Here is a 17,107-nt window from a genome sequence, read left to right as displayed (position 1 = left end):
GGGCGTACCCTCATTTTAAAAATGGTGATAAAAATGAGATAAATTGCCGCCAAACAAGGAAAATAGCGCAAATAATATCGAGATATTCATAAGCTATTTGACGCAGTTTGGTAAAATTTAGCCATCTTTAGCCCATTTAGAGAATGCCCGATTAAATTGAGGACATGCCCTAGTAAAGCATAAAAAAAGCTTCGTAAAATCTTGTTTGTTACGTTCACTTCAGCGTAAAATTCTTTTGTTACATTTTACTAATGACTAAAATTAAAGTGGTACTGGCTATGAAAGTAAGGATTTTAACCGTCGGTAATAAAATGCCTAAATGGGTACAGACGGGGTTCGATGAGTATTTTAAGCGTATCCAGCCTATGCTCAGCACAGAAATCGTGGAAATTGCTGCCGCAAAGCGTGCAAAAAACCCTTCTGATGCCAATTTGGCACAATACCGTGAGCAAGAAGGACAGGCAATATTAGCCGCTCATAATGCTTCAGGGCGTGAGCAACTATGGGTACTGGATGTCAAAGGTAAAATGATTTCCACAGAAGGGCTGGCTGATAAATTAGCTGATGGCATGCAGCAAGGCGATGATATTGCACTGGTGATCGGCGGCGCAGACGGCGTATCGCCAGAAGTATTAGCCAAAGCTGATGTAAAATTGTCACTATCAGCGCTGACATTACCGCATCCGTTGGTACGTGTTGTACTAATGGAACAATTGTATCGTGCGATGAGTATCAATAATAACCATCCTTATCATCGTGGCAATTAAGCAATCATTAAACACTGCTATACTCTGTGCTAATATTTTTTGCCGATATGCTGTGCTGATAGTTTATGGGCAACAATATCAATGATAGAAGCGATTGAAAAATCGCGGCGCGCCCTAATAAACGCTACATGAAATATCCAAAACATGCGACACCTAACATCCCTCATTCAATTCATCAGCCTGATGACTCGTACTCTCATTCGCCAACGCCTATTACAGCGACTGGCGTTTGGACAGATGCACCTGCTTCAGGATCAAATGTGGCTAAGCTACCAGCATTGTTTATCTCGCATGGCGCACCCACGCTTGCCATTGAACAATCTGCCACGACCAGTGCACTGGCACGTATTGGGCAAAACTTACCAAAACCACGTGCCATCCTGATTATGTCAGCGCATTGGCAATCCGCCAAACTCGAAATAAGCAGTAATCCTCAACCCAAGACTTGGCACGACTTTTCAGGTTTTCCGCCTGAGCTATATGAGCTCCAATACCCTGCATCTGGTCAGCCAGCACTTGCTGAATCCCTTGCCCAGCAGCTCACTGCACGCGGTATTACTTGTAGCGTCAATCCGGTGCGGGCTTGCGATCATGGGGTGTGGGCACCGCTCAGGCACTTATATCCAGAGGCTGAGATACCTATCGTACAGGTTTCTCTACCGCAGCATTATGACAGTATCGCCTGTTATCAATTGGGTGCGCAGCTAGCACGCCTACGTGAAGAGCAAATACTGATCATTGGCTCAGGTAACATTACCCATAATCTGCAAGCATTACGCTGGCAAGCAGATAGTGTTGACCAAACGGCTAAAGCATTTAAGCAATGGCTGCTACAACAGCTCAAAACAGACATTCCTAGTGCTTTAGATTGGCAGCAATATCCTGACTATAAAGATATTCATCCGAGTGACGAGCATCTGTTGCCATTGTTTTTTGCCTTAGGTACAGGTCAGCGTGTCTCAGTTGTCCATCAAAGCATGGCGCATCATAGCTTAGGCATGGATATTTATCGATTTGATTAAGTAATCATTACTTAATCGATAGAATGCAAACCTACTTCTCAAAGGCTGCCTTGGTAAACAACCCTGCTCGTTCCATCTCCCCTGCCACACTGAATAATGTCGCTTCATCATTCATACGCCCAATCAGCTGCATCCCAATTGGCAAACCTTTTTTACTCATTCCTACCGGTAATGACATCGCTGGCAATCCTGTGATATTACCCAGTAGTGTAAAGGCCATTTTGCCCAGTACAGGCTGACTGAGCTTTTCGATCATACCTGAGCTAAAGGCATACTTACCCATATCGATGCCCTTATTGAGCACTCCTGCGCTACGCATGAGCATTTCATCCATAACACTTGGTGGCAGTACACCATGCTTAACTGCAGGTGTCGGCACAGTCGGACATAAAATCATGTCATAGGTTTCAAGTAGCAAACCCGTTTGATACTGACTGTGATGCCAACCATGCTTAGCATGCGCCAAATCAACGGCTGATAATGAGCGACCGAGCAATGCCATATTGTAGGTTTGCGGCTCTAGGTTTTTGATATGTTCTGCCCCAAAGTCACGCTCGATATTATCAATGGTAAAAGCGGTATGGGTGCAGACCACCACCATAAAGTCATGCCAAAACTGCTCGATATTGATATTCGGCTCGGCGGGTATGACACGATGACCCATGGCTTCCAGCTGCTTAGCCGTTTGCTCTAATACGGCTAACACTTCTTTATCCACCACAGTATTGGCAATCAATGGCTGTTGATGTAAGGCAATGGTTAATTGCCTTGGTGCGCGCATCGCTGCTTGCAAAAATGTGCCATCAGGTGGCGCAATGACATAAGGCGCACCAATCTCTGCGCCATTTGTAGCGTCGAGCATCGCGGCACTGTCACGTACGCTGCGGGTAATCACGTGATCTGCGACTGCACCTTCCCAGCCTTCCCCGAATTTAGGGCCTATCGGGTTACGACCACGACTGGGTTTAAGTCCAAAAGCGCCGCACCAAGCAGCAGGGAAGCGTATCGAGCCACCACCATCACCCGCACCCGCCATTGGTACGATACCACTTGCTACTGACGCGGCACTACCGCCCGATGAACCGCCAGAGCTGTAACCTTTTTTGAAAGGGTTATGAGTCGCACCATGGGCTTTTGGTTCAGTGGTAATGATCAAACCAAATTCTGGCGTATTGGTTTTGCCAAAAGTATTCACACCTGTGGCTTTCATACGCTTGACGATTTCACTGTCGCTCTCAGAGATGATATTAACACTACGACTGCCCATCGTGATTGGCTCATCGGCAAAGCCAAATGACAAATCTTTGAGTAAATAAGGCACACCATTGAATATACCTGAGGGTAATCCCGCCTGTGCAGCATGATAAGCACGGTCATCAAAACGATGGATGATGGCGTTTAATTTGGGATTGAGTGTATTGGCTTGATAGACGGCAGCATCTAACAACTCTTTAGCACTGACTTCACCTGAATTGACCAATGCCGCCAATGCTATGGCATCATATTGAGTATATTCTTTAAACATAACTTGCCTCCTTGCTGAGTAATGAACCTAAGACTTCTAAAAATTGAGTGATATTTATGCTATCAACAGAGGTCAGTTTAGTATAAAAAACGAGTGCTGATAATTGATAAAAAAACTGATTGGTCACTCAGACATGAGCGTTATCATATTTTTCCGATAAAAAAGACGAACCACTCTCGTGACTCGTCTTTTTTATTGTCTAATATAATCTAAATGCTACATTAATAGCTCACGCTTACCGCTTTTGCCCATTGAGCTGACCAACCCCGCGTCCTCCATAGAATCTACGATACGTGCGGCACGGTTATAGCCGATGCTAAATTTACGCTGGATACTAGAAGCAGAAACTTTCCGCGTCTCCATAATAAAGGCCACAGCATCGTTATAAAGGTCGTCGTCCTCACCAGATGCATTCGCCGTACTACCACCGCTACTAGGACTAGACAGTTCAAAGTTACCTGCCATGTTGTCAATATAATCAGGCGCACCGCGTTCGCGCCACGCATCACAAACACGGTTGACCTCTTCATCGCCGACATAGGCACCATGCACACGATCTGGCTCAATTTGCCCAGGTCCTAAAAATAGCATGTCACCATTACCCAGCATGTCTTCGGCACCGCCACTGTCCAGAATCGTCCGCGAATCCACTTTTGAGTTCACACGTAACGCTGCACGAACGGGGATATTGGCTTTAATCAGACCAGTAATGACATCGACCGATGGACGCTGGGTAGCCAGCATTAAATGAATCCCAGCTGCCCGCGATTTTTGTGCAAGACGGGTGATAAGCTCTTCGGCTTGTTTACCGACTTGCATAATCATATCGGCAAACTCATCCGCGACAATGACAATCATCGGCAAGGTTTTTAGCTTCGGCGCTTGACTGATACTCACGCTGTCATTAGGTCGCCACAAAGGATCAAGCATCGGATTGCCCGATTTTTCAGCAGCAATGACCTTTTTATTAAACTCATTAAGCTTACGCACTTTGAGTAAACTCATCAGTTGATAGCGACGTTCCATCTCTGCCACGCACCATGATAAAGCACTGGCCGCTTCAGTCATATCGGTGACGACTGGTGTTAACAGATGCGGGATATCATTATAGTTGGCAAGCTCGAGCTGCTTTGGATCAATCAAGATGAGACGCAGCTCATTTGGCGTATATTTGAGTAGCATCGATAGTAGCATCGAGTTGACCAATACCGATTTACCCGAACCTGTAGTCCCAGCAACCAACATATGCGGCGCGCGCGCAAGGTCAGTAATGATGGCATTACCACCGATGTCCTTACCCATCGCCATGCTGATTTGAGCTTTGGGATCTTGGAATTTTTCGGTATTCAATAGCTCAATCAAACGTACCATTTCGCGCTGCTTATTGGGTACTTCGATACCGATATATGGCTTACCCGGAATGACTTCAACCACACGTAAAGACGCCATCGATAACGAGCGCGCCAAATCACGTGAAATACCGGTAACCTTACTGGCTTTTACTCCAGCAGCAAGCTCCACTTCAAAGCGGGTAACAACAGGACCCGGAATGGCGTTGACCACATTCGCCTTTACATTAAATTCTTGTAACTTAATCTCTAGTAACTCTGATAATTGCTCAAGCTCGGCGACGGTATAACTGGGCTTACGATCAGGGTCTGGCTTATCCAAAATAGAAATCTCTGGAATAGGCGTTAGGCTACTACGATAGGCAGCTGTTTGCATCGAGCGTGATTTTTGACTGAAGGCGGCATCATCACTAATATCTGGCATAACGGGCGCATTGACATCTTCAGCACTATCATCCTCTGGCATCATGTCAGTGATATGATTGCTACTATCGCCCTCAGGTACCGCAAAACTTACCGTTGGTTTAGGCGCGACTATTGGTTCAATAGCTGACGCTGTGACGCGGGTTTCTACCGTAGGCGGCAGTTTAGGATTAGACGGTGGCGTATTGGTCGGCGTCATATCAGCGGCTGGCGCAACTGGTTCAACCACGTCTACTGCTTTGGCGACACTCGCTTCATTAGATATATAAGAAGGTTCGAAATCCTCTGACAGTTCAGGCTCTTCATCAAACCATTTATCAGTAAAGTCGTCCATTTCGCTATTAAATGAGTCTGTCGCAGGCGCTGTGACTACTGCTTGTCTGGGCAGCTCAGTCATATTGGCTGCTTGCACTGTTCCTGTAGGTTGCCCTGTTTCTACAGACTGCATAGCTGTAGATGTTGAGACATCAGCATGCTCTGCCAACCATGCATCGGCCAGTATATCAACGGCCTCCACTTTATCCTCTAACTCGAACGATTTAGGCTCATTATCCGTTTCGTCAGCCGTCTCACCGTATACCAGCTCATTTATTGATGGCTGAGCTATTGAAGGCAAGTTCTCTGTTGATTGAGTTTCGGACATATCTACGGCTGATATCGCTGTAGAGTCTAGCACCACTGTCTCTAACGACTCAGTATTGCTATCAGCAGATACAGAAATAGTAGCAGCTGAATCAGAAGTGTTCATATTATTAGCGTGATAAGCCATTTGCTCGCTGGCTAACAAGTCATCGACAGTATTGGCATCGTTCCAAGCAAAGCTTGGCTCGACTTTACGGATAGCAGTCATGGCAGGACTTGACGGCGTCGATGTATTCGTATGACTTGCTAGATTTTGAACAGTACTGCTAGGTGTTTCTACTGAGACAGGGACAGGCTCACTATTCTCACGACTAGATTTAGCAGCTGAATTAGGCATCGCCGCTTGTGTTGCGGCAACTACAGAAGCTTTAACGCTCTCAGCCAACCCTGACGTTGCCAAGAACTCTGACAACACATTGCTGAACCGACCACTGTTGTCTACGGCTTGAGCATTGCCAGCAACTTGCAACTCAAGTGGTAACTGCTCGTGATCGGCTGCGTCTTTTTTCGCGTTACTCTTGGCTATGTTTTCATCATTTTGCTTGGCATTGATATTTTCTGGCGTGGTTGACACGCTATCGTGCATCCTACCCTGACGCTTCACCCCTGAGCCAAGCCACGATAGCGCCTTAACCTTCTCATAAATCGCTAGCCAATGAATATTAAAGGCAAAGGTCGCGGTAATAATGACGAATGCTGTCAAGAAAATTACACTCCCCCACTGCGATAAAAGCTGTGCCAAACGCGCCTGTAATTCAAACCCAATTATGCCACCAGCCACGCTTTCCAGTCCTAGCGTTCCTGGATTGGTCAATTGCTGTACTAACGCCACCAATTGTGCAAACAAAGCACTGGCACTTAATAATAAAAACACATAAGCAACCACTCGCATCAGCCAAAACGTTGGCTTGTTGTCCCACCAAATAAGGATAGATTCATAAACCACAAACGCCAGCAGCCACCATGCACCAAAACCAAAGAAGCTATAAAGCAAGTCAGATAACCAAGCACCCGATTCGCCGCCTACATTATTAATCGTGGTCATATCGCTACTGATATGCGACCAACTAGGATCATTACTGGTATATGTCATCAAAATGACAAATAGATAGACGGCCAGTATTAACCCAAGGAGGGTAAATATTCCCTTTTTTAAATACTCAATAAGCGGTGCTGATATCACGTAAGATCTGCCTTGTTATTAATACTAAATGGTCGCCAATGCATGACTAAGCCTAATCATGCTGACATAAAGCGCTGATAAAGGGTTGGATATAAAGTGCTGATACAAACGCACTTAGCGAAGTGTACAGAAAACATTGTCTATTATAAAAGCGATATACAACAGCCTTCTTTTTGCCTTTGGCACACTTGGCATAACTTCTTATAATAACAAATACATAGGGATAGTGGCGACCGTCTTACAAAGAAAGCGTGCAATAAAATCAGTCTGTATACGGTTTAGGCAAAAATCATACGGTTTAAGCAAAAACCTATGTCACTTGCAAAATATAACGAACAGAACAAGGACAGTCATATTAGACAAGGGCTATAAAATACCAGCGGTTTCTAACCATAATATTTCAAGAAAAATATACTTTGATTGTAATCATACCTGTGTTTGTTTTAGCAAACTTGTACTTTTCGTCCAATGCCCTTATGTTATTATCACGCAGCGATTAGAAAATCCTATTAGCATCAATTTTGAAGACTGTTTTTTATTATATTGCTCACTCGTATTTTTAACATTTATATTTAGCAAGGAATAACTCATGGCAACTGACAATACCGCTCCACGTCACGAAAAACTCATTATCCTAGGCTCAGGCCCTGCTGGTTATGCAGCGGCTGTGTATGCAGCACGTGCCAATCTCAAACCTGTTATGGTCACGGGCATGGAAGTAGGTGGACAGCTAACTACCACCACTGAAGTCGATAACTGGCCGGGCGATGCGCATGACTTAACAGGTCCTGCATTGATGGACCGCATGAAAGCCCATGCCGAGCGCTTTGGTACTGAATTGGTTTATGACCATATCAATGAAGTCAATTTAAACGTGCGCCCTTTTGAGCTGACGGGTAATAATGGTAGCTACACTTGTGATGCGCTTATTATCTCGACTGGCGCATCAGCACAGTATTTGGGGTTGGAGTCAGAAACCAAATTCCGTGGCCTAGGCGTATCAGCGTGTGCAACTTGTGATGGTTTCTTTTATAAAGATCAAAAAGTTGCTGTCATCGGTGGTGGTAATACTGCCGTTGAAGAAGCCCTATACTTATCTAACATTGCTGCTGAAGTGACCTTGGTACATCGCCGTGATAGCTTACGCTCTGAAAAAATCCTCCAAGATAAATTATTTGAAAAAGTCAAAAACGGTAATATTAAAATCGAGTGGAATCATAAAGTCAAAGAAGTCGTCGGCGATGACATGGGCGTCAATGGCGTAATCATCGAATCTATGATTGATGGCAGCACCAAACAGTTAGACGTGTTTGGCATGTTTGTCGCGATTGGTCATAAGCCGAATACAGACTTATTTAAAGGTCAGCTGGATATGAAAGACGGCTATCTTATTGTCAAAAGCGGCTTAGACGGCAATGCCACACAAACCAGCATCGAAGGTGTATTTGCCGCAGGTGATGTCGCAGACCATGTCTATCGTCAAGCAATCACTTCTGCTGGTACGGGCTGTATGGCTGCGCTAGATGCTGAAAAATACTTGGATGCGATTGGCGAAGCTACAGCCGCTGACCATACTTATGCGTCAACATTGACTGCTGATAAAGAAGCCTAAATGGGTAATTTCTCTCAATACAACAATGAGCACATCACGCCTGAGACCTTAAAAAGTCTTGGGCGTTATGACTTTCCTGACCCTTTGATGGTTGATCCTGACGGCATTGGTATCGTCGCTATCGGAGGAGATTTGGCAGCCGAAACATTGATTTCTGCTTACGCGCAGGGTCTGTTTCCTTGGTTTAATGAAGATGAACCAATTGCATGGTGGTGCCCTGAACCGCGCTGTGTGATGGTGCCAACCAATTATAAGCCAAGCAAGTCGCTGCGTAAGCAAGCCATCCGCGAGCGTTGGCAATTAACCCTGAATCAAGCTTTTGATGACGTTATTCATGCCTGTAGTTTACCGCGCAGTGATCGCCTCAATAATGAACAGCCCGAGGGCGAACATACTTGGATTCATGAAGAAATGATTGAGGCTTATACCGAACTGCATGCACAAGGATTTGCACATAGCATTGAAGTTTGGAATGATAAAGGGCAACTCATTGGCGGGCTTTATGGTCTAAAAATAGGTAGCATTTACTTTGGCGAATCGATGTTTCATATCGCCTCTAACGCCTCAAAGTTCGCATTTTGGGGTTTAATGCGCTTATGTGAACAAAGCCATGTGGCGCTGGTCGACTGTCAGCTACCAAATGAGCATTTGATGAGCTTGGGTGCAACCACGCTACCGCGTGCTGAATTTCTCACTCAATTGGATCTCTTGACGGCTAATAATATTGTCAAATGGCAAAATAACTCTCACAAATCGCTCGCCGTATCATTACTTGATACCATAGAACCTTGGCAGCTTAGATTAAAATAAATACGATGGCGAAGTGATTGATGGCTTATGCCTGTTTGTTAATCGCTACTTTATTAACTCGTACCTTATCAACTGCTACCTACCGACGAGGTTATCATGGCACCCGACACATCGTTCTTACTGATTGGAACACTGGCAACAAAAGCTCAAACAACCAAAGACACCGTTCGTCATTATGACCAACTGGGCTTGCTAAAATCTCGTAAGCGTCAGGCAGGCTCCCGTTTATATACCGAGTTTCATCCAGAATGTATCGAACGTATTGAGCTAATCAAAAGTGCGCAAGCGATTGGCTTTACACTCACTGAAATCAGAGACAGCTTGAATGATTATTACGATGGTCAATTGGATGTTGATTTACAACTGATGCTTACTCAGCAAAAATTGGCGCAAATACAAAAACAGCAAGCCAATATCAGCCTCATGGTAGAGCTATTAAGCGAACGTATCGATGTTCTTGAGCGTATGAAGGTAGATAATGACTATAAACTCAATATTGAAATCTGCAAAAAGAAAATACCCACTCAATAATGATAAAAGTGCCGACCCATCTACTATTCTGCGGGTTTATTTGGTTCTATTCGATGCCATTCATTATTCTCGGACGTACAGGCGCTGCATAATCAGTGCATCAATAGCTGGTTGATGTGGAGTTTGGTAATACCCTTTACGCTTATGAATGAGAGCAAATTCTTGCTGCTCATATAAGGCTATCGCAGGCGTATTATCTGCGCGCACCTCTAATAAAAGGCTCTCCACCTGATGCGTTCTCAATTCTGTATTCAATCTGGCAAAAATTTGTGAGGCGATACCTTGACGTTGATAATCAGGATGCGTGCCAATACGTAAAATATCTGCTTGCTCAAAAATCACTTGATATAGACAATAGCCTGTCACAGTATTATTAATAATAATATTGTCTTTTTGCTCATAAACGATCAGCATATGCATGCTATCTTGTTTGAGTGATTCCACCAATGTCTGATAGCCCCAGGCATCTTGCGGTTGAACGATGGCTTCAATATCCGCTACTGCTTGCAGCACTTGCTCAAAATCTGCACTATGGGTTGGTAAAATCTTTATCATCAACATTATGTATCCTCTTATTATTATTTATACAAACCCAAATACAATAATACTTACTGTATTTCAAATATTTATCATTATAATATTGATTATGCCGTTATCTGTTTTGTAGCCAAAAAAAAGCCACCCTTAAACAAGGATGGCTTTTTATGACTAACTTACAAGCTCATTACTGAGACGGATAGATTAGTTCAGTACGTTAGCAACAACACCAGCGCCTACAGTACGGCCGCCTTCACGAATAGCGAAGCGAAGACCTTTGTCCATAGCGATTGGGTGGATAAGCTCTACGCCCATCTCAACGTTATCACCAGGCATGACCATTTCAGTACCGTCTTGTAATTGGATTGCGCCAGTTACGTCAGTGGTACGGAAGTAGAACTGTGGACGATAGCCGTTTAGGAATGGTGTGTGACGACCACCCTCTTCTTTGCTAAGCACATAAACTTCAGCGTCAAACTTGGTGTGAGGAGTGATTGAACCTGGCTTAGCAAGTACTTGGCCACGTTGTACATCTTCACGTTTGGTACCACGTAGTAGTACGCCACAGTTTTCGCCTGCACGACCTTCGTCAAGCAGTTTACGGAACATCTCTACACCAGTACAGGTGGTTTTTTGAGTGTCACGGATACCGACGATTTCGATTTCGTCGCCTACGCGTACGATACCAGATTCAACACGACCTGTTACAACAGTACCACGGCCTGATATTGAGAATACGTCTTCGATTGGCATTAGGAATGCTTTGTCAACGTCACGCTCTGGCTCTGGGATGTAGGTGTCAAGAACGTTAAGAAGTTCTACAACCGCTGGTTGGCCGTATTTTTCTTGTGAGCCTTTTAGGGCTTCAGTCGCTGAACCATGGATGATTGGGGTATCATCACCTGGGAAGTCGTAGTCATTAAGAAGTTCACGAACTTCCATTTCTACGAGTTCTAGCAATTCTTCGTCATCAACAACATCACATTTGTTCATGAATACGATGATGTACGGTACGCCAACCTGACGTGAAAGCAGGATGTGCTCACGGGTTTGTGGCATTGGGCCGTCAGTTGCTGATACGACTAGGATTGCGCCGTCCATCTGAGCGGCACCGGTGATCATGTTTTTAACATAATCGGCGTGACCTGGGCAATCGACGTGAGCGTAGTGACGTGCTGGGGTGTCATATTCTACGTGTGAGGTGTTGATGGTGATGCCACGTGCTTTTTCTTCTGGTGCTGAGTCAATAGACGCGTAGTCTTTGGCTTCGCCACCTGAAGTGATTGCTGCTACCGTTGCGATGGCAGCTGTTAGGGTTGTTTTACCGTGGTCAACGTGTCCGATTGTACCGACGTTGACGTGTGGCTTTACGCGTTCAAACTTGGCCTTTGCCATGGGTATTTCCTCTTTTTTTGGTGAATCTTTATCAATCAAAGATCGGTGAATAGCTGTTTGACGGCTCATGATACATACAGAACCATCAAACCGTTGACGCTATGGCTTATCTACTAAAACTGTTTGATCACTTTACGACTGTATATATGTGCTCAGATCATGCATTTCAATGCTGCACACATAAGTTTAAGCATTATACGTATTTTTCAATCTAGTGAACATTGCAAGATATTATACATTATCGCTGTTGCACTACTTTATCTTAGTGTAAATCATTAATAATATTGGAGCCTGCCGAACCTAGATACTTTTATCTTAAACAATTTCATCTTAGATACTTTTAGATAATTACTCATGTATTGATAACTTGATAAATTGACAGCACTAAAAGGCAACACCTCAGTGTCACCCTTAAATATTATTTGCTACACTGTAATTTATAATTTTCAATATTTTGTAATTTCGATATCGACACAAACTGTTTAAAGATGGCAAAGCAAACACAAGAGGTTTAAACAATAAATGGAGCTCATATTGAGAATTGAACTCAAGACCTCTCCCTTACCAAGGGAGTGCTCTACCGCTGAGCTATATGAGCATGTTTCTAATAACCACAAAAAACAACTTATGGATTTACTAAAAAAAATATCACGATACAGCAATACTAAAACTGACTGTCGTGATGATTTATTGATAATCTTTGCGATGTTGTATATATGGAGCGGGTGGCGGGAATCGAACCCGCGTCATTAGCTTGGAAGGCTAAGGTGTTACCATTATACCACACCCGCAATTACTCTTATTCAGGAAGACTCTAATCGAGAGTCATGAAGTATAAAGAGTATGCTTGGCGCTATGACAAACTTAAAAAATATGGTGGTGGGAGAAGGATTCGAACCTTCGAAGCTTTCGCGACAGATTTACAGTCTGTTGGGTTTGACCGCTCCCCAATCCCACCTTAGGTTGCTTTAAACAAAAATGGCTTTAGTTTAAGACAGATTCATAAAAAGCTACTTTAAGAGAGATGGTGCCGACTGCCGGGATCGAACTGGCGACCTACTGATTACAAGTCAGTTGCTCTACCAACTGAGCTAAGTCGGCTTGTTCTCTTAAAGTGGTGGCTATTCTATCAAATTTTTTGAAAGACGCAAGCCCTTTTTTGCCTTTTTTATGATTATTTCAATAAAAAAATATAACTGATTGATTATAATGATGTTTTTTAAATAAAAAAATAGGCGGTTTTTCCACAATAACCGCGTACTGTGTTTTTATGACTGGAGTCCCTAGCGAATCCGTAAACCATTACACGCCATTTTTACCGCTTTTACCAATGCCAATGCTTTTTTGTTGGTCTCTTCCCACTCTGCTTCTGGAATAGAATCAGCAACAACCCCAGCACCCGCTTGGATATGTATCTTGCCGCGGCGCATCACGGCAGTACGAATAGCAATGGCGGTATCCATGTTGCCATGCCAGCCCAGATAACCGACTGAGCCGCCAAATACCGCTCGGCGGACTGGCTCTATCTCGTCAATGATTTGCATGGCGCGTATTTTGGGCGCACCTGATAGCGTACCAGCGGGGAACGTCGCACAAAAAACATCCAACGCATCCTTATTGGGCAATATCGTCCCTTCAACATTAGAAGCAATGTGCATCACTTGCGAATAACGCTCGACAAACATCTTTTCGGTGACTTTGACACTGCCATATTCACAAACGCGGCCAATATCATTACGACCCAAATCGATAAGCATCAAGTGCTCGGCGATCTCTTTTTTATCACTCAGCAGCTCTTCTTCAAGCGCTAAATCTTCCGCTTCATTTTGTCCGCGTCTACGAGTACCCGCCAATGGTCGTACCGTCACTTTGCCATTTTCGATACGTGATAATATCTCAGGGGATGCTCCAATAATGTCGAAACGCTTGTGATCATCGAGGGTGTAACCATGCACCAAGAATAAATAAGGCGATGGATTTAAGAATCGTAGGGCACGATAAACTGCTAATGAGTCGCCAGTATAATCGGCCGTCAAACGCTGCGCAGGAACGACTTGCATGACATCGCCTGCTAAAATGTAATCCTTTATTTTATTGACATCATGACAATATTTCTGCGCGCCTGTTTGTGAGGTAAATGTCGGCGTCGGCATTACGGGTGCGCTCAGATTTGGCATTTCTGCCAGTTTTTCTTCAATTTTTTCTAGCTCGCGGATGGCATTGCTATAGCCATCTTCAGTGTGACAATCAGCATAAACGATGATAGATAACGTATTTTCTAAACTGTCAAAAACAATCACGCTCATTGATAGCATCAGCCACATATCCGGCATTGTCATCGAATTGGGGGCATCTGATAAACCCACGCTTGGCTCGATAACCCTCACCATGTCATAGCCAAAGTAACCTACTAAGCCGCCGCTAAAGCTCGGTAGCGTTGCAATATCCTCGACTGTTGGCATCTTATATTGCGCCATTAGCTGACGGATATAGTCAAACGGGTCAGCGACTGCATCGACATCGGTATGGTCATTTTTTTTGACGGTCATATTACCATCGGCATACTGCAAAATGAGATCACTACCTAAACCAATCATCGAATATCGTGCCCAACGCTCCCCGCCTACGACAGACTCAAATAAATATGCAGAGCCGCTTAAATCACGTACTTTAGAAAATACAGATACTGGTGTCTGTGCGTCCATTAGACGTTTTTTTATCAGTGGGGCATGACTAAAGCCACGGTCTTTAAAAGCTTGATACTCTTCAAAGTTCATCATAATAATGCTCTCTTAACAAAATATTGGCAAAAGATAAAACAGCAGACTGTTAAATAAAATATAGCGTCAACACTCTATTGAATGTTGACGCTATCAAAGTGGCATATTCGTAAGAGTTACTGGACTATTAGCCGATAGTAGCTAACAATTGGCTAATAATTATACCAAAGCTCGATTGGATTAGAGTATCTCAAACGCACTGGTCAGTACTTGGTTACGCACCGCCCATGTTAAATAACCACAATGCTAACGCAATAATGATGATGGCAATAAACACCCAAATAAACCAACCACCGCTTGGTTTTTTCTCTGCCTGTCCTGCATTGGCTGAATTACTGATAGCCTGATCCATCGCATTATTACCTTCTGTCCCAAGATCACGAGATTGACCTAAATTGGCAGTGCCAGAAAATTGTGCGGTTGCCGCCTGCTTAGCTCGTAGAATATCGGGATCTGCTTCTTCTTGTAGAGCAGTTTTAGTCGTTTTGTCATGCTCTGATTCAACTGCTGGCTTTTCATGTACAGCTGACTGCTCTACTAATAACGTATCATGAGCAGGTGCTGTCGGTGCCGCCTCTGTCGCTGTGACGGCTTCTGGCTGACTTACAGCAGGTTGTGCATCTGCTACAGTTGCAGCAGCGACTGGTGCCGCGTCAGTTGTGTCGGACACGGTATTATCTATAGCCGTTAAGACTTCATCGATACCCGTTTGTTTCACAATCGGCTCCTGAATCGGCTCCTGTAAGACTGGTTCAACTGTTTCATTAACACTGGTCTCAGCTACCCCTACTGAGTCTGCTACTCTATCCGAGGCTGTATCAACAGGTACTGCCTTCACATCAGCTGTCACAGGCAGTATAGCTTCGACGCCCGTTTGCTTAACAATCGGCTCTTTTGCTACTGATTCATGCACAACAGGTTCACTCACCGTCAAGTCTTCGACAGCCTTTGTTTCGGCAGTCGTTTCAGCAACCACTGTCTCAGTCTCAGCCACTGAATCCTCTACTGCTACGGGCGCTAATACATCAGTATCTGTAGCAGCAAGTGGCGCGTTTACCTGAAAGATGAAACTGGCAAATCCAATGGTATCATCTACCTGTAAAAGGCTCGATGTATTGCCTTCGATACGCTGCTCGTTGATAAATGTGCCGTTCGATGAGTCTAAATCTTTGACATACAATCGACCATCTAAGATGCTTAACACCGCATGATTACGCGATACTTGCTTGCTACCAAGTACCACGTCATTGTCGCTGCCACGACCAACAGACAGGCTGTCATTGACCGTCAACGTTAGGTCACCAAGCGCTTCTGTTAAGGCATTAAGTTGCCAAGTCTCTGTGTCGACTGTCGCCTTCATACTATCTGTATTGTTCGTCATGCGGTAACTCCTTATTCTTTTATTAAATTTCAAATGGTTTTAGATAAATCATTGCCAATTTTTTAAGAGATTTTACGATTTTTTTAATATAAACCGTAATAAGTTATGCAATGACCATCCGAACTATTTAGGTATAAAGTGCGGCTTTATGACACCGTCGAGCTTACTGTACGGAATACTAAGTACCGGCATACCGTAGGCATATGGGCCGATAGCATAATGCTGATAACGAATATCGATGCCTTTGTCCGTTAGTGTCACATTATCACTTAAGGTAAATGGCCAGTTTTTCTCATAACTGCTGACATCGTCGTCAACCGTTTTGACCCAAGTTTTATAAGCATCATAAGCAAGCGTTTTAAAACGTGATTCCTTGCCTGATTGAAGCATATCCTCAAGCGTGATTTGTTTTTTGGTGCCAAGGTCAAATATCAAGTATTCGCTATAAGGCATGCCATGAGCGCCACCAGTAAAGACATAAGTATTGATTTCAAACAGTTCAAAATCACTGACATGACCCAAATACTCAGGCGTTACCATTAGGCTATAAGCCCATGAACTGCCCTCTGGCATATCTATAAACTGTGAGCTAGCAAAGTCATCAATGGCGGCTTTCACCATTGTCTGATTGACGTTCGTTTTGATAGGCGCAGATTCAGTCGGTTTACTATTGACGACTAAATTATTAATACGCGCATTGGCGATATCATTGATCCAACCGTGATTGGTCTTCAGATATTTGATGTCAATCTCTGGACAGTTATCGCGCTCAACACACTGTGCTTGCACTTTTTTAGGCAGCTCATATTCTAGATAATCCGTGCTACTGATGAGATTACCTGCATTTGCAGGCATCGCGATGCTACCTAGCAGTAAACTGCCGGCAAGCAGTCTCAGCAGACAACTACGACTTGCTGTCATCGATAAATGCGGATTCATTGTTGGCTGATTGATATCAATTTGATTCGCAGCGTTCATATATCCTCTTTTATAAACATAAGATGTTACTTGATATTCTACCGTAACAATGACGATGTATTGTAGGAACACTGTTTGTGTTTTTAGGATTTTGCTGTCTCCTGCTAACGAATAGCTACCTACCCTCTCTCGTTTAATGCCTAAATCTAAGCTAATAAAAAAGACACGGCTG

General features: G+C 44.0%; 12 protein-coding genes and 4 tRNA genes. 5 read left to right on the top strand and 11 right to left on the bottom strand.

Translation table 11 applies throughout. The annotated features are described in order from the left end of the window. Positions 1-278 precede the first annotated feature (278 nt). Both rlmH and JMY05_RS00195 read left to right on the top strand, forming a co-directional pair. Complete coding sequence (rlmH, locus tag JMY05_RS00200; protein ID WP_045447690.1) at positions 279-767, top strand: 23S rRNA (pseudouridine(1915)-N(3))-methyltransferase RlmH; 489 nt, start codon at positions 279-281, stop codon at positions 765-767. A gap of 128 nt (positions 768-895) precedes the next feature. Beyond that, entirely contained in the window at positions 896-1,789 is an 894-nt protein-coding gene (locus JMY05_RS00195) for a DODA-type extradiol aromatic ring-opening family dioxygenase (protein WP_201613873.1), read from the top strand. A 31-nt stretch (positions 1,790-1,820) separates the two neighbouring features. On the opposite strand, the gene JMY05_RS00190 is transcribed toward JMY05_RS00195, so the two are convergent. Then, positions 1,821-3,314 (bottom strand): amidase, encoded by a 1,494-nt coding sequence (locus tag JMY05_RS00190; protein ID WP_201613872.1) that lies wholly within the window; start codon positions 3,312-3,314, stop codon positions 1,821-1,823. 216 nt (positions 3,315-3,530) lie between these two features. Beyond that, complete coding sequence (locus tag JMY05_RS00185; RefSeq protein WP_201613871.1) at positions 3,531-6,911, bottom strand: DNA translocase FtsK; 3,381 nt, start codon at positions 6,909-6,911, stop codon at positions 3,531-3,533. A 589-nt stretch (positions 6,912-7,500) separates the two neighbouring features. Between JMY05_RS00185 and trxB the strand changes: the two genes are divergently transcribed. From trxB to JMY05_RS00170, 3 genes are all read left to right on the top strand, one after another. After that, entirely contained in the window at positions 7,501-8,523 is a 1,023-nt protein-coding gene (gene trxB / locus JMY05_RS00180) for a thioredoxin-disulfide reductase (protein WP_045456114.1), read from the top strand. Next, positions 8,524-9,333, top strand: coding sequence for a leucyl/phenylalanyl-tRNA--protein transferase (gene aat / locus JMY05_RS00175; protein WP_045447679.1), 810 nt, complete (start codon positions 8,524-8,526; stop codon positions 9,331-9,333). Positions 9,334-9,429: 96 nt separating this feature from the next. Continuing rightward, positions 9,430-9,864 carry a MerR family transcriptional regulator gene (locus JMY05_RS00170; protein ID WP_045447676.1) on the top strand — a complete coding sequence of 145 codons (435 nt, stop codon included), beginning with the start codon at positions 9,430-9,432 and terminating at the stop codon, positions 9,862-9,864. Positions 9,865-9,927: 63 nt separating this feature from the next. Here JMY05_RS00170 and rimI read toward each other — a convergent pair whose 3' ends face one another. The 9 genes from rimI to JMY05_RS00125 all read right to left on the bottom strand — a co-directional run bounded on the left by rimI (position 9,928) and on the right by JMY05_RS00125 (position 16,935). Further along, positions 9,928-10,425 carry a ribosomal protein S18-alanine N-acetyltransferase gene (gene rimI, locus JMY05_RS00165; RefSeq protein ID WP_045447673.1) on the bottom strand — a complete coding sequence of 166 codons (498 nt, stop codon included), beginning with the start codon at positions 10,423-10,425 and terminating at the stop codon, positions 9,928-9,930. A gap of 180 nt (positions 10,426-10,605) precedes the next feature. Beyond that, positions 10,606-11,796: an elongation factor Tu gene (tuf, locus tag JMY05_RS00160; RefSeq protein ID WP_055124836.1), complete on the bottom strand. Its 1,191-nt coding sequence runs from the start codon at positions 11,794-11,796 to the stop codon at positions 10,606-10,608. A gap of 523 nt (positions 11,797-12,319) precedes the next feature. Then, positions 12,320-12,394: transfer RNA gene (locus tag JMY05_RS00155), tRNA-Thr, on the bottom strand. 119 nt (positions 12,395-12,513) lie between these two features. Further along, positions 12,514-12,587, bottom strand: a tRNA-Gly gene (locus tag JMY05_RS00150). 83 nt (positions 12,588-12,670) lie between these two features. Further along, a tRNA-Tyr gene (locus tag JMY05_RS00145) sits at positions 12,671-12,754 on the bottom strand. A gap of 67 nt (positions 12,755-12,821) precedes the next feature. Then, positions 12,822-12,897, bottom strand: a tRNA-Thr gene (locus tag JMY05_RS00140). A 182-nt stretch (positions 12,898-13,079) separates the two neighbouring features. Further along, positions 13,080-14,576, bottom strand: a complete 1,497-nt coding sequence (locus tag JMY05_RS00135) for an anthranilate synthase component I family protein (RefSeq protein ID WP_201613870.1) — start codon at positions 14,574-14,576, stop codon at positions 13,080-13,082. A gap of 214 nt (positions 14,577-14,790) precedes the next feature. Then, on the bottom strand, positions 14,791-15,957 hold the full coding sequence (locus JMY05_RS00130; RefSeq protein WP_201613869.1) for an FHA domain-containing protein: 1,167 nt from the start codon (positions 15,955-15,957) through the stop codon (positions 14,791-14,793). Positions 15,958-16,080: 123 nt separating this feature from the next. After that, the gene (locus tag JMY05_RS00125; protein ID WP_201613868.1) at positions 16,081-16,935 is read right to left on the bottom strand and encodes an RsiV family protein; all 855 of its coding nucleotides are present in this window, start codon (positions 16,933-16,935) and stop codon (positions 16,081-16,083) included. Between the last annotated feature and the right edge of the window lie 172 nt (positions 16,936-17,107).

It is taken from the genome of Psychrobacter sp. JCM 18902 (assembly GCF_904846615.1).
In the GTDB taxonomy this organism is placed as follows: domain Bacteria; phylum Pseudomonadota; class Gammaproteobacteria; order Pseudomonadales; family Moraxellaceae; genus Psychrobacter.
The sequence above is the reverse complement of the archived record's forward strand: the minus strand, read 5'-3'. Positions and strand labels throughout refer to the sequence as shown.

Coding starts and splice junctions, on each gene's coding strand:
- rlmH (WP_045447690.1), top strand. CDS start 279: ATGAAAGTAAGGATTTTAACCGTCGGTAATAAAATGCCTAAATGGGTA.
- JMY05_RS00195 (WP_201613873.1), top strand. CDS start 896: ATGAAATATCCAAAACATGCGACACCTAACATCCCTCATTCAATTCAT.
- JMY05_RS00190 (WP_201613872.1), bottom strand. CDS start 3,314: ATGTTTAAAGAATATACTCAATATGATGCCATAGCATTGGCGGCATTG.
- trxB (WP_045456114.1), top strand. CDS start 7,501: ATGGCAACTGACAATACCGCTCCACGTCACGAAAAACTCATTATCCTA.
- aat (WP_045447679.1), top strand. CDS start 8,524: ATGGGTAATTTCTCTCAATACAACAATGAGCACATCACGCCTGAGACC.
- JMY05_RS00170 (WP_045447676.1), top strand. CDS start 9,430: ATGGCACCCGACACATCGTTCTTACTGATTGGAACACTGGCAACAAAA.
- rimI (WP_045447673.1), bottom strand. CDS start 10,425: ATGTTGATGATAAAGATTTTACCAACCCATAGTGCAGATTTTGAGCAA.
- tuf (WP_055124836.1), bottom strand. CDS start 11,796: ATGGCAAAGGCCAAGTTTGAACGCGTAAAGCCACACGTCAACGTCGGT.
- JMY05_RS00135 (WP_201613870.1), bottom strand. CDS start 14,576: ATGATGAACTTTGAAGAGTATCAAGCTTTTAAAGACCGTGGCTTTAGT.
- JMY05_RS00130 (WP_201613869.1), bottom strand. CDS start 15,957: ATGACGAACAATACAGATAGTATGAAGGCGACAGTCGACACAGAGACT.
- JMY05_RS00125 (WP_201613868.1), bottom strand. CDS start 16,935: ATGAACGCTGCGAATCAAATTGATATCAATCAGCCAACAATGAATCCG.